Raw genomic sequence first — 13,072 nt, forward strand, 5'->3', positions numbered from 1 at the left:
ACCGCAGGTCGAGCGGCGTTCGTCCTGCCGCTCATTCCGCCGCCACCTTGTGCTGTGCAACCGTGACTACCGGCGCATCGACGATCTCCAACGTGGCGCTGATCGATCCTTTGCGACCGTCCTCATACGTCACTTCGGTTGTGGTCGAGACGGTCTTGGCCCCGTCATAAAGCGCGTCGATGATGTCCTGAAACTTCTCTTCGACAAAGCGGCGACGGACCTTACGAGTGCGGGTCATCTCACCATCGTCCGCATCCAGTTCCTTGTGCAGAACCACAAAGCGATGGACCTGACAGCCCGACAGCATATCGTCAGCAGCGACCGACTTGTTCACGGCCTCGACATGGGACTTTATCGTCTCTAACACGCGCGGATTTGCCGTCAGTTCCTGGTACGAGCCGTAAGCCACGTTGTTCCGCTCGGCCCAATTTCCGACAGCGGTCAGGTCAATATTGATGAAGGCCACACAGCGGTCCTTGCCGTTGCCAAAAAGGACGACTTCAAGAATATCGGGATAGAACTTCAGCTTGTTCTCGACATATTTCGGCGCGAACATTGACCCGTCGGCCATTTTGCCAACATCCTTGGCGCGGTCGATGATCCGCAGATGACCTGAACTTTCCTCGATAAACCCGGCGTCCCCGGTCGCGACCCAACCCTCGGCGTCCTTGGTCGACGCGGTTGAATCCGGGTTGTTGTAGTACTCAACAAACACACCGGGTGAGCGATAGTGGATCTCGCCCGCGTCATCGATCTTCAACTCCACCGCAGGGGCGGGCACGCCAACCGTATCCGCGCGCACCTCACCATCGGGCTGCTGTGTGATGAAAACGGTCGCTTCGGTCTGACCATAAAGCTGTTTCAGGTTGATGCCCAAAGACCGATAGAAATCAAAGATTTCCGGCCCGATTGCCTCGCCCGCCGTATATCCGACACGGAACCGGCCATAGCCCAGAGTGTCCTTGAGCGGGCCGTAGACCAGCATGTTGCCCAGCGCGTATTTCACCCGGTCCGCAAATCCGACCGGCTTACCGTCAAGCAGCAGACCCCCAACCTTTTTGGCGTGCTCCATGAAGTTGTGGAACATTCGCTGCTTCAGCTTTCCCGCATCCTCCATGCGGATCATTACGTTGGTCAGCTGGGTCTCGAACACGCGCGGCGGAGCGAAGAAATAGGTTGGCCCGATTTCGCGAAGGTCGGTCATCATCGTGTCGGCGCTTTCGGGGCAGTTCACACAGAACCCGCACCAATAGGCCTGACCGATTGAAAAGATGAAATCGCCGACCCATGCCATCGGCAGATAGGACAGAATGTCTTCATTGCGGGTCAGGTGGTCGAATTCGGCAGAATTCTTTGCACTTTCAATGACATTGCGGTTCGACAGCACAACGCCTTTGGGCTTGCCCGTGGTGCCCGAGGTATAAAGCATCACGCAGGTATCGTCATAGGTGATCGCAGCGATCCGCTTGTCCAGTTCCGCGTCAAACCGCGCGTGACTGGCGCTGCCCTCGGCCATGATGTCCTCAAGCGCGTTCATCTGGGAATGATCGTATTTCCGCATCCCGCGCTTGTCGGTATAGAGTATTTGTTTGACTTGATGGAGATTTTCCTGAATCTCGATGACTTTGTCGACCTGCTCCTGATCGCCGCAGACAACATACTTCGCGCCGCAGTGTTCCAGCACATAAGCCATCTCTTCGGCCACTGAGTCCTGATAGAGCGGGACGGGAACCGCGCCCACCATTTGCGCTGCGACCATCGACCAGTAATGCGCCGGACGGTTACGGCCAATGACGGCGATATGGTCGCCCTTCTCAACACCAAGCTCCAGAAACCCAAGCGCGATGGCGCGAACCTCATGGGCAGACTCTGCCCAGGACCAGCATTGCCAGATCCCGAATTCCTTTTCCCGATAAGCCGGAGCGTCCCCGAACTGGGTCGCATTGCGGTGTAACAGCGCCGGAAGGGAGGTCATCCCTTCGGCGCCCGACTGCGTCTGAGCCAATCTTTTTCTCCTCCCCACCCGACCCCTCCCCGGGCCGGAAATGGCGGGTCCGGGTCAGGCCCGAACACCAATGCCCCGATTAGGAGCAAGCGGAGGATCAGCGTCAAGTTTTGCCTGATGTTTTCTCAATTCTTACGAATTGTAACAGGGTTCGAAGGGTGAACTTCCGCGTTGTGCAAGATGTAAATCGAAAGGTTCCAAAACGGCGCGGGTTAGTGTTCAGCTCATTATCCACATGTTGCTTGTATTGCGGCAAGATGCGTTGGTGTGCGACGCGGCGAAAGGCAAGTAAGAACCCGCGAAGAGCCGCGCCAGAACTTCAATATTTCTTTTCGAAATGCCGCGCGAACGTTTCAAATCGCTTTAAAACTCTTTGCGCTTCTTCCGGCACAAAGGATTTTTCTGGGTCGCCACCTGCCATCAGTTTGACACTGTCCATTTTGTCAAAACTATATTTGGTCATGAATTCCGTCTCGTCCTCGGTTTCGCGGCGAAAGACCTCAACATCGAGCAAACCTGGGATTTCCTTGGCAAGAATGGCAGGAATTATCTTGGTGGTTAAAAGGTGCTCGTACGCGTCTGCGTTTTCATGGGTGGTCCATCCTTGCCAAATTCGAACGATCATAGAAAGCCCCTTCGTGAATCCGATCTAATTCATCTCATTTGACACTACACCAGAATCCAAACCAGATTTCGCAAGCGTGTCGAGCAGCCGATCCGCGTACAGTTTGGATAACGACGTGGGCCACCAAGCGCGGCAACCTTGGACCCAGACCCACCCGTCAACTGTGACTACCATTTCGGTTCGTGGAACCGGTCAAATGGGATGACCGCGACCGGGACGAGTTCGACCAAAAGCTCGGGCGTGACCAGACCCGGCGTTTGGATAAGAATGCTTGCCGGCGCGATGTCTGGCGCGAGTTTTTCGGCGCGCACTTTTTGAATGGCGGGCATGTCCTCGGCGTGCAGAAAATAGATGGTGAGCGAGACCATATCCTCGAACCGGCCACCAACCGCGCGTAGAATATGTTCCACGTTATCAAAGCATTGCCTGATTTGCGCCTCGCAGTCGTTTTCCCCGATCAGATTGCCGTCACCGTCCCAGGCAACCTGCCCTGTCATGCGAAGGGTCTTGCCTTCGGGTTCAATAATTCCGTGATTGAAGGCGCGACCAAATTGTGGCCAACCCGTTGGCGGGTTGAAGCGTGTCGTCATAACGATCTCCGAGATGTATTCGGGCGAACCTTACGGTTCACCTGACACGGCAGCAAGGCGGATCTGCGCCGTCTCATGGCGTTGAAAGAAGCCAACACTATAGGCCGATCTGACAGATTTATCGTCGCACCCATCAATGGCCTGCCGCACGAGGTTGGAACGCCGGACCACCCGCAAGCTTGGCTTTCCGTCCGGTAAACGGATCACCCAGCTGAATGTGCCCTGCCTTCCCGTCGGCGGGTGTTGACGGCCCGAATAACGGCTTTTGCGTCTGCGGGCGGCTCTTGCTCCACGCGTCGATAGTTGGTTCCGTCAATGTTGCGCGAGAGCAAGCCGCATGAGATCATGGACCGCCTCAAAGTCGCCGGGTCTTCAAACAGATGTTCACCGGAGAAGTGATCGTTTACAGCCCGCTCTCCAAGCGCCCGCTTTGCGGGAAAGTTTGCCCAAAGTGCCCACAGGGCCAGCGTTTGGACAGAGCGCCGGGACGGCCACTGGCGCAATCGGCCAAATTGATCGAACTGGTTCAGAACACGGTGAGCCGTTCGCGTGTCGGCAACGGTGTTTTCCGATGTCTCTTTAAGACGATCGGCGACAACAACAGAGGCCCGCATATGTTGAATGTTCTGAAATCCGGCCGCACGCGCGACCATGTTCATCAGCTTAAGGTGGGATGGGCTGGTGTCGCCCAACTGCCTTGCGAGAGACCGCGCAAAAACGGCTACGTCTTCGACCCGCAATGGGATAGGTTTTTTGGTCATCATACATCCAAGCCGGGCGTGCCACTGCATTGCCGGTCGCTGCTTGACAAAACGACGCCCTACCGAATGCGATGTCGTTATGGTCTGTTTTGGCAGGTTTAGCACTCCGACTGGAGCAGCGACGCCTCGGTGTCTGCCGACCGTAGCCCACTCATATGCAGAAACAGCCAACGGCGCAACCTTGGGGGGCGTCTACGACCTGACGGGCAACTTCTTCTTGATGTTCGGCACCGTCCACGGAACCGCGTCAGAAGCGATGTGTGAACCTTTTGTTCACAACCAATCCCTGAGCACAGGGATCAGTGGCACGTCCGCCGCGGGCATCGGGTAGCTGCGCAGGTCATTTGCGCGGACCCATTTCAGTGTCTGACCTTCCTTGGATTGCGGGATGCCCTCCCATTTCCGGCAGGCAAAGAGCGGCATCAGCAGGTGGAAATCGTCATAGCTGTGGCTTGCGAAGGTCAGCGGGGCGAGGCAGGAGGTCCAGGTGTTGATGCCCAGCTCTTCTTCCAACTCGCGGATCAGCGCAGCTTCGGGGGTTTCGCCGGGTTCGACCTTGCCGCCGGGGAATTCCCAGAGGCCGGCCATGGATTTGCCCTCGGGGCGTTGGGCCAGCAGGACGCGGCCCTCGATGTCGATCAGGGCGACGGCAGACACTAAGACTGTTTTCATGGTCGCGATCCCGGGCGCAAAACCGGGCTCCACTTTTGCTGGAATTGCTCCGGCTTCACGAGCGATAATCCGCGTTGATCTCGATATAGCCGTGGGTCAGATCGCAGGTCCAGACAGTAGAGGCCCCCTCGCCCAAGCCTAAATCGACCGCGATCACGAGGTTCTGGCCTTTCATATAGGCGGCGGCGTCTTCTTCGCGGTAATCCGGGCTGACCCAGCCTTTTTCGGCGACGAGGATATCGCCGAAGGATATGCTCAGACGGTCGCGATCGGCGGCGGCACCGGATTTGCCGATGGCCATGACGACGCGGCCCCAGTTCGGATCTTCGCCCGCAATGGCGGTTTTGACCAATGGTGAATTAGCGATGGCCAGCCCGTGGGTCTTGGCGTCGGCATCCGTGGCGGCTCCGATCACACGAATTTCCACGAATTTCGTGGCGCCTTCACCGTCGCGCACCACCTGCTGCGCAAGATTCAGCATCACGGTTTCAAGCGCCTGTGCAAAGGCCGCATTGCCTGTGGCATCGACGCCCGAGGCCCCGGTCGCGCACAATAGCAGGCTGTCCGAGGTCGAGGTGTCGCTGTCCACCGTTATGCAGTTGAAGGTCCGATCAGTCTGTGCGCCCAGCATCGATTGCAGCGCCGATTGGTCAACCTGCGCATCGGTGAAGATATAGACCAGCATCGTCGCCATATCGGGGGCGATCATGCCGGAGCCCTTCGCAATCCCTGCAATAGAGACTGTTTTGCCGTTAATCTCGACCTGTGCCGAGGCCCCTTTCGGGAAGGTATCGGTGGTCATGATCGCCCGCGCCGCGTCCTCGATGGCGTAGCGGCTGAGGGTGGATTTCAGCGTCTCAAGCTGTGCGACGATACGGTCATGGGGCAGCGGCTCGCCGATCACACCCGTCGAGGAGGTGAACACCCGATCCACGGCAACACCGGTGGCTTTGGCGACCGCTTGGGTCAACTCGGCCACCGAGGCCTGGCCATAATGGCCGGTGAAAGCATTGGCGTTGCCCGAATTCACCAGGATCGCCGCTGGCCCTTCCGATGGGCCGCCGATCTTGTCCTGACAATCCAGCACGGGTGCTGCACGTGTGGCGGAGCGGGTAAAGACGCCTGCCATCGTAGTGCCCGGATCAAGCACAGCCAGCATCACATCGGTGCGGCCCTGATAGCGCACGCCAGCCTCGACCGTGGCAAAGCGCACCCCGTCGATTGCGGGCAGTTCCGGAAAAGCCGCCGGGGCCAGCGGAGAGACCTTGGTAATCGTCGCCACAGGAAGTTACTCCTGAATCAGGTCGATCTGGCGGATGATCTCGGGTCCTGCGCCTTCCAGCGCAGGCCGATCAATCTGAGCCTGCTGGGTCAGTTCGTCGATGCGGGCCTGAATTGCGTCTTGCTGCAATGTCTGTGCCAGATCCTCGCGAACAGCCGACAGGTCCGGTGCTTCGGACTTGCGTTTGTCGTTCAGAATGACGATGTGCCAGCCGAACTGGGTCTGAACGGGTTCGGATACCTGCCCTTTTTCAAGTTCCAGGACGGCTGCCTCAAATTCCGGCACCATACGGCCTTTGCCGAACCACCCGAGTGCTCCGCCATTGGGGCCGGACGGACCGGTGGATTTTTCCTGTGCCAATTCGGCAAAGTCCGCACCGTCATCCAACTGCGCCTTTATGGCTTTGGCTTCTTCCTCGGTCTCAACAAGAATGTGGCTGGCATCGAATTCGTCTTCGCCTTCGAAATTGGCAAACTCATTGTCGTAGGCCGCCTGAATCGCGTCCTCGGTGACTTCCGCATCCGAAATTGCATTTACTGTCTGAACCGCTTGCAGCGAGCGTTCCTCGTTCTCCAGCGACAACTTGTGCAACGTTGTCAGGGCCTCTTGCTGTTGCCCCAACAATTCCTGCCGCACCAGTTGTTCGAGGATAAAGTCATACAGAACGTCGTCTTCCAATTGCTGATACTGCGGCGGCAGGGCCGCCACGGTGGCGATAACGTGACCCAAAGTGATCTCGTCCCCGTTCACCCGCGCAACGACCGTATTCACATCCGGGGTGGTTTCGGCGGCAAGCGGCAGGGCCATCACAGCAGCAAGCGCCAGCGATGGCAGAAAAGTGAGGCCTTTGGGCATGGAATCATCCTATTTCTTTGCCGCGACAGGGCGCAGCGTTGACACTTCAGAACCTGCCGCTTACATCGCTTTGAAGCCTTGGACAGGGCCGCCTTTCACCCCCCGTATCTATGGGTTGCGCGCAAGGTGGGCAAGCCTGTCGCAACCAAGACAAGAACAGATCCGCTGGAGTGAACATGCTGGGACTCGGAACGCTGGCCAAAAAGGTGTTCGGAACACCGAACGACCGCAAGATCAAGGCGACCCGCCCGCTGATTGAGAAAATCAACGCGCTGGAGCCCGAGTTCGAAAAAATGTCGGATGATGCTCTGAAAGAAAAGACCGAAGAGCTGCGCAAACGTGCGCTGGACGGCGAAGCCCTGGATGACCTGCTGCCCGAAGCGTTTGCCAACGTCCGTGAAGGTGCCAAACGCGCGCTGGGCCTGCGGGCGTTTGATGTGCAGCTGATGGGCGGTGCATTTTTGCATCAGGGCAACATCTCGGAGATGAAGACCGGTGAAGGCAAGACGCTGGTCGCCACCTTCCCGGCCTATCTGAATGCCCTTACCGGCAAGGGCGTTCACGTGGTCACGGTGAACGAATACCTCGCCAAACGCGACTCGGAATGGATGGGCAATGTATTCAGCGCTGTAGGCATGACCACAGGCGTGATCTGGTCGGGCCAGCCGGATGCCGAGAAAAAGGCCGCTTATGAGTGTGATGTCACCTATGCGACCAACAACGAACTGGGCTTTGACTATCTGCGCGACAACATGAAGGCGGACCTGGATCAGGTCTATCAGAAGTTCCATAACTTCGCGATCGTGGACGAGGTCGACTCGATCCTGATTGATGAAGCCCGTACCCCGTTGATCATTTCGGGGCCGTCTCAGGACCGCTCGGACCTGTACACGGCGATTGATGAGTTGATCCCCGCGTTGCAGGACGATCACTTTACGCTCGATGAAAAAGCCCGGAACGTAACCTTCACCGATGAAGGCAACGAGTTTCTGGAAGAGAAACTGATTGCCGCCGGACTCATCCCCGAGGGCCACTCTCTCTATGACCCGGAAAGCACCACTGTGGTGCACCATGTGAACCAAGGCCTGCGCGCGCACAAGCTGTTTACGCGCGACAAGGACTATATTGTCCGGGATGGAAACGTCGTTTTGATCGACGAGTTTACCGGCCGCATGATGCCGGGCCGTCGCCTGTCCGAGGGTCTGCATCAGGCTATCGAAGCCAAGGAAGGCGTTACGATTCAGCCTGAAAACGTGACGCTGGCCAGTGTGACCTTCCAAAACTACTTCCGCCTCTACGACAAGCTGAGCGGGATGACCGGAACGGCGGCGACCGAGGCGGAAGAGTTTGCGGAAATCTACGGCTTGGGCGTTGTCGAGGTTCCAACCAACAAGCCCATTGCGCGCGACGACCGCGACGATCAGGTCTATCGCACCGCGATCGAGAAATACGGCGCGATGATTGATCAGACGAAAGAGGCCACCGAAAAAGGCCAGCCCGTTTTGCTTGGAACAACCTCGATCGAAAAATCCGAAGTGCTGAGCCAGATGCTGACCAAGGAAGGCATCGAGCACAACGTCCTGAACGCCCGCCAGCACGAGCAAGAGGCGCAGATCGTCGCGGATGCCGGGCGTCTGGGTGCAGTCACCATCGCCACCAATATGGCCGGTCGTGGAACCGACATTCAGTTGGGCGGCAATGTCGAGATGAAGGTCCTGCAGGCGATGGCCGAGAATCCCGAAGCTGATCCGGTCGAGCTGCGCGCCGCGGAAGAGGCCAAGCACGCGGAAGAAAAGCAGAAGGTGCTCGACGCAGGTGGGCTTTACGTGATGGCCTCGGAACGGCACGAAAGCCGCCGCATCGACAACCAGCTGCGCGGACGCTCGGGCCGTCAGGGTGATCCGGGTCGGACCGTGTTCTACCTTAGCCTCGAAGACGATCTGATGCGCATCTTCGGCTCGGAACGGTTGGACAAGGTCCTCACCACGCTGGGCATGAAGGAAGGCGAGGCGATCATTCACCCTTGGGTCAACAAGTCGCTGGAACGGGCGCAGTCCAAGGTCGAAGGCCGAAACTTTGACATTCGCAAAAACGTTCTGAAATTTGACGACGTGATGAACGACCAGCGCAAGGTGGTTTTCAGCCAGCGGCGCGAGATCATGTCAGCCGACGACTTGTCGGAAATCGTGTCGGATATGCGCGAACAGGTGATTGATGACCTGATCGATGAATACATGCCTCCCAAGTCTTATGCCGATCAGTGGGATACAGAAGGTCTGCACGAAGCGGTCAAGGACAAACTGAGCATTGACGCGCCAGTTCAGGATTGGGCCGCCGAGGAAGGCGTGGACGACGAGCAGATTCGCGAACGTCTGATCAAATCCGCCGATGAAATGATGGCGCAGAAGGCCGTTGCCTTTGGTCCCGAAAACATGCGCAACATCGAAAAGCAGGTGCTGTTGCAGACCATTGACACCAAATGGCGCGAGCATCTTCTGACGCTCGAGCATCTTCGCTCGGTCGTGGGATTCCGCGGTTATGCACAGCGTGATCCGCTGAACGAATACAAGAGCGAAAGCTTTCAACTGTTCGAAGGAATGCTGGATTCCCTGCGCGAAACCGTCAGCCAACAACTGTCTCGCGTGCGGCCTTTGACGGAAGAAGAGCAAAAGGAAATGCTGTCGCAAATGGCGGCACAGCAGGCCCAGGCACAACAGGCCGTCGATCAGGCAACGGACCGCGCCGAAGCAATCGCCGAGGCCGAAGCATCCGGTGATCGCAGACCGGGTTTCGTCGAGGACGACCCGTCGACATGGGGCAATCCGTCCCGCAACGATCCCTGCCCCTGTGGCTCTGGGAAGAAGTTCAAACACTGTCATGGCCGCCTGGTCTGAGGCGGCCAAATTCCGGTCACAATGACTCCGTTGCGCGGCCACATATAAGCCGCGATTGTTAACGAGAGTACGACTCGCTCCTTCAACCGAGGAGGGTGAGTTGTTTGTTGTTAGAAATTACGTGACCATGGGCGGCACCGTCGTGTGCGCTCTTGCGATCGGCTACTTGATGCAAAATGGGTCCGAGCGCCCTTTGTCCCCCGCCTCTGAAAAAAATCAGGTGGCGTCAACCGGTCAGGCTTCGGTTCTGGCGGGACTTGAAGGCGTGACACTTACCTCGTCCAGTGCCTCGGGTCCGGCTGACACGGTTTCGCAACCAGCCCAGCCTGCGCGTCTGCAGCCATCCAAGCCAGCAAGCTGCTCTCTGACCGCGCGCGCAATTCCTGCACCACAAGCCGCCGCTCGTTTGATTGTCAAAGCGCCCTGCGCTTCGCAGGAATACGTCCAGATTCTCCACAGTGGGCTTTCGTTCACGACAATGACCGACGCGATGGGCAAGCTGGATCTGACGGTTCCGGCCTTGTCGGAATACGCAATCTTCCTGATTTCACTTGAAGACGAAACGGGCACCGTGGCCACAACCCACGTTCCTGATCTGAAGAATTTCGACCGCGTCGCGATACAGTGGCAAGGCGACACCGAGTTGCAACTGCATGCGCTGGAATTTGGCGCCAGCTATGGCGAAGACGGGCATGTTTGGGCAAGCCCGGATGCGTCGGGCGCCGGATTGGTGACCCACCTCGGCGAACCAGAGGTCGAAATGGGACGCCAGGTACAGATTTACTCGGTCCCAAGCAAGGCAGGCGCCGCCACCGGCGACGTGACGCTTAGCGTCGAAGCCGAAGTTACTGAAACCAACTGCGGCAGCGACCTGAATGTGCAGGCGCTGGAAATTCGCGGGGATCGCCGCCTGCGGTCGCGTGATCTGACGGTGACAATGCCAAGCTGTGACACGTCCGAAGATTTTCTGGTGTTGAATAATCTGTTTGAAGACCTGACAATCGCCGCACGATAAAAGCAGGCAAAACAGCGGTCCCAGATGACATTTCTTCGTGCGGCACTTGCCGCGCTGATCGGCGTGGTCGCCCCACTTGGCGCAATCGCACAAGACATCACTCTGACCTCGCACGACGGCAAGGTCGAGGTCGTCGGAACCCTACTGGGGTATGATGGCGAGTTTTACCGTCTGGATACGCAGTTTGGCGAACTGACCATAGATGGTTCAGGCGTGACGTGCGACGGGCCCGCCTGCCCGAACCTGATAGATTTTGTGGCCGAGGTTCACTTTGCCGGCTCTTCGGTAATGGCAGAAACTCTGCTGCCCGCTCTGATCCACGGATTTGCGAAACAAGAGGGCCTGATCGCCAACAAGGATGCCTCGGAAGGCGCAGAGGCTGTCTATTCCCTTTCCCGGCCGGACCGGTCTGCCCCCCTGGCGCGATTGAGGTTGAAGGGCACGGACACCGGTTCGGGCTTTGCGGATATGGTGGACGGCGCAACCGACATCGTCATGGCGCAGCGAGAAATTCGCCCCCCTGAACAAGAGGCCGCACAGGCCGCCGGTCTTGGCGATCTGGCACACCCGCGACGCTCTCGCGTTCTGGCCTTGGATGCGATTGTGCCCGTCGTTTCGCCCGACAATCCGGTTCGGCAGATTTCACCTTCCGATCTGGTGCGCGTGTTTTCGGGGGACGTGTTGAACTGGACGGATCTGGGCGGGCCGGACGCACCCATTGCGCTGCATCTGCCGAAAGCCGGTTCGGGGCTGGATCAGGCGATCGAGGATCAGCTGCTGCAACCGGCCAGGATCACCTTGGCGGGGCAGGTTGTGCGTCATCCGCGCGGGCAGGATATGATGCAGGCGGTTTCCCGCGATCCTTTTGCCATCGGCATTGGCAGTCACGCAGGCCTGGGTTCGGCGCAAGCGCTGCCACTGGCCGGGGGGTGCGGGCACGCGCTGACTGCAACACGGCAATCCGTCAAAACCGAAGACTATCCATTGACCGCGCCCATGTTCCTTTATCTGCCGCAACACCGGTTGCCGCGAATTGCGCGGCAGTTTCTGGCCTATTCCCAAACCCCGGACGCGCAGATGGTGATCCGAGAAGCCGGGCTGGTCGATCAGGCCCCGGAAACAACCCGCATCGGGCTTCAGGGTGACCGTCTGGCCAACGCCATTTCCTCGGGGGCGGCCGAAGTGGGGATGGAGGAACTGCAGCGCATGATCGAAACCTTGCGCCCAATGTCACGGCTGTCGCTGTCTTTCCGGTTCCAAGCCGGATCGTCGCGGCCGGACGCCCAATCTCGCGCCAATATTCTGCATCTGGCTCAAGCGCTCGAGGCCGGATCGTTCGGCGCAAAGACGCTTACTTTTGTCGGGTTCAGCGATGGCGAAGGGCCGGCATCTTCGAATGCGCGCATTGCAAGGCTGCGCGCCAAGACTGTGCGTAACGCGGTTTTGGCTGCTGTAGAAACCGCGATACCCGACAGTGTCGAACTGGCTGTGGATGGATTCGGAGAGGCCATGCCAATGGCCTGTGACGATTCCGAATGGGGCAAAAAGGTCAATCGCCGGGTCGAAGTTTGGATCAAGTAACCGACAGTCGCGATTGACCCGAGCCGCTATAGATACCCTTGCGCCCGAAAGCTGAGTTCCGTCGACTTTCCGATGATCAGATGATCATGCAGGGTCAGGCCCAGCGCCACGCAGGCATCCTGAATGCGTGTGGTCATTTCGATGTCCGACCGTGATGGTGTCGGATCTCCCGAAGGGTGATTGTGCACCAGTATCAGCGCCGAGGCATTCAGTTCCAACGCTCGCTTGGCAACCTCGCGAGGATAGACAGGAACGTGATCAACGGTGCCTTTGGCCTGCTCTTCATCGGCGATCAACACGTTTTTGCGGTCGAGATAGAACACCCGGAACTGCTCTGTCTCGCCATGCGCCATGGTCGTGTGGCAATAGTCCAGCAATGCGTCCCATCCTGAAATCACATGCCGTTTGATCACGCGTGCGCGGGCCATACGGTGGGCGCAAGCCTCCAGAATCTTGAGATCTGTGATTACGGTGTCGCCGACACCCTTGATTTGCCTCAGCCTGTCCTCGGGCGCAGTCAACACGCGGTTGAAATCACCGAACGCGTCCATAAGGGACCGCGCCAGCGGTTTGACATCTTGCCTTGGTATCGATCGGAACAAAACCAGTTCCAAAAGCTCATAGTCCGGCAGTGCTGCCGAGCCGCCAGACATGAACCGTTCGCGCAGCCGCTTGCGGTGGTCTTTGATGTAGGAGGGTAGCCGACCCTTCGGCAACGGCTGCGCGGGGACTTCGTCGGTATCGAACAGCATAGGTGCTTCGGAAAAGGCGTCCTGAGTCATGGGCTCAGTT

General features: G+C 58.2%; 11 protein-coding genes. 3 read left to right on the forward strand and 8 right to left on the reverse strand.

Annotated features, from left to right (window positions below; all coding sequences use genetic code 11):
* Positions 1-31: 31 nt before the first annotated feature.
* From RA28_RS21015 to RA28_RS21045, 7 genes are all read right to left on the reverse strand, one after another.
* Positions 32-1,975, reverse strand: a complete 1,944-nt coding sequence (locus tag RA28_RS21015) for an AMP-binding protein (protein WP_193747450.1) — start codon at positions 1,973-1,975, stop codon at positions 32-34.
* Between the two features lie 349 nt (positions 1,976-2,324).
* Entirely contained in the window at positions 2,325-2,630 is a 306-nt protein-coding gene (locus RA28_RS21020; protein WP_039533084.1) for a hypothetical protein, read from the reverse strand.
* A gap of 167 nt (positions 2,631-2,797) precedes the next feature.
* Complete coding sequence (locus RA28_RS21025; RefSeq protein ID WP_039533086.1) at positions 2,798-3,220, reverse strand: RidA family protein; 423 nt, start codon at positions 3,218-3,220, stop codon at positions 2,798-2,800.
* A 203-nt stretch (positions 3,221-3,423) separates the two neighbouring features.
* Positions 3,424-3,981 carry a DUF2087 domain-containing protein gene (locus RA28_RS21030; protein WP_039533384.1) on the reverse strand — a complete coding sequence of 186 codons (558 nt, stop codon included), beginning with the start codon at positions 3,979-3,981 and terminating at the stop codon, positions 3,424-3,426.
* 273 nt (positions 3,982-4,254) lie between these two features.
* The gene (gene mutT / locus RA28_RS21035) at positions 4,255-4,653 is read right to left on the reverse strand and encodes an 8-oxo-dGTP diphosphatase MutT (RefSeq protein WP_039533088.1); all 399 of its coding nucleotides are present in this window, start codon (positions 4,651-4,653) and stop codon (positions 4,255-4,257) included.
* A 55-nt stretch (positions 4,654-4,708) separates the two neighbouring features.
* Entirely contained in the window at positions 4,709-5,935 is a 1,227-nt protein-coding gene (argJ, locus tag RA28_RS21040; protein WP_039533090.1) for a bifunctional glutamate N-acetyltransferase/amino-acid acetyltransferase ArgJ, read from the reverse strand.
* A 6-nt stretch (positions 5,936-5,941) separates the two neighbouring features.
* Positions 5,942-6,790 carry a peptidylprolyl isomerase gene (locus RA28_RS21045; RefSeq protein WP_039533092.1) on the reverse strand — a complete coding sequence of 283 codons (849 nt, stop codon included), beginning with the start codon at positions 6,788-6,790 and terminating at the stop codon, positions 5,942-5,944.
* Between the two features lie 176 nt (positions 6,791-6,966).
* Here RA28_RS21045 and secA point away from each other — a divergent pair, with 176 nt between their 5' ends.
* From secA to RA28_RS21060, 3 genes are all read left to right on the forward strand, one after another.
* Positions 6,967-9,684, forward strand: a complete 2,718-nt coding sequence (gene secA, locus RA28_RS21050; protein WP_039533385.1) for a preprotein translocase subunit SecA — start codon at positions 6,967-6,969, stop codon at positions 9,682-9,684.
* A 100-nt stretch (positions 9,685-9,784) separates the two neighbouring features.
* The gene (locus RA28_RS21055) at positions 9,785-10,699 is read left to right on the forward strand and encodes a hypothetical protein (RefSeq protein ID WP_052261553.1); all 915 of its coding nucleotides are present in this window, start codon (positions 9,785-9,787) and stop codon (positions 10,697-10,699) included.
* A 24-nt stretch (positions 10,700-10,723) separates the two neighbouring features.
* Positions 10,724-12,280, forward strand: coding sequence for a phosphate ABC transporter substrate-binding/OmpA family protein (locus RA28_RS21060; RefSeq protein ID WP_039533095.1), 1,557 nt, complete (start codon positions 10,724-10,726; stop codon positions 12,278-12,280).
* A 26-nt stretch (positions 12,281-12,306) separates the two neighbouring features.
* Here the strand turns inward: RA28_RS21060 and radC are convergent, their stop codons facing one another.
* Positions 12,307-13,062 (reverse strand): RadC family protein, encoded by a 756-nt coding sequence (gene radC / locus RA28_RS21065; RefSeq protein ID WP_039533098.1) that lies wholly within the window; start codon positions 13,060-13,062, stop codon positions 12,307-12,309.
* Positions 13,063-13,072: the final 10 nt, after the last annotated feature.

The sequence above is a fragment of the Ruegeria sp. ANG-S4 genome, assembly GCF_000814005.1.
In the GTDB taxonomy this organism is placed as follows: Bacteria; Pseudomonadota; Alphaproteobacteria; order Rhodobacterales; family Rhodobacteraceae; genus Ruegeria.

Excerpts from the sequence above, each read along its gene's own strand:
- RA28_RS21015 (WP_193747450.1), bottom strand. The coding sequence starts at position 1,975 with ATGACCTCCCTTCCGGCGCTGTTACACCGCAATGCGACCCAGTTCGGG.
- RA28_RS21020 (WP_039533084.1), bottom strand. The coding sequence starts at position 2,630 with ATGATCGTTCGAATTTGGCAAGGATGGACCACCCATGAAAACGCAGAC.
- RA28_RS21025 (WP_039533086.1), bottom strand. The coding sequence starts at position 3,220 with ATGACGACACGCTTCAACCCGCCAACGGGTTGGCCACAATTTGGTCGC.
- RA28_RS21030 (WP_039533384.1), bottom strand. The coding sequence starts at position 3,981 with ATGACCAAAAAACCTATCCCATTGCGGGTCGAAGACGTAGCCGTTTTT.
- mutT (WP_039533088.1), bottom strand. The coding sequence starts at position 4,653 with ATGAAAACAGTCTTAGTGTCTGCCGTCGCCCTGATCGACATCGAGGGC.
- RA28_RS21045 (WP_039533092.1), bottom strand. The coding sequence starts at position 6,790 with ATGCCCAAAGGCCTCACTTTTCTGCCATCGCTGGCGCTTGCTGCTGTG.
- secA (WP_039533385.1), top strand. The coding sequence starts at position 6,967 with ATGCTGGGACTCGGAACGCTGGCCAAAAAGGTGTTCGGAACACCGAAC.
- RA28_RS21060 (WP_039533095.1), top strand. The coding sequence starts at position 10,724 with ATGACATTTCTTCGTGCGGCACTTGCCGCGCTGATCGGCGTGGTCGCC.
- radC (WP_039533098.1), bottom strand. The coding sequence starts at position 13,062 with ATGACTCAGGACGCCTTTTCCGAAGCACCTATGCTGTTCGATACCGAC.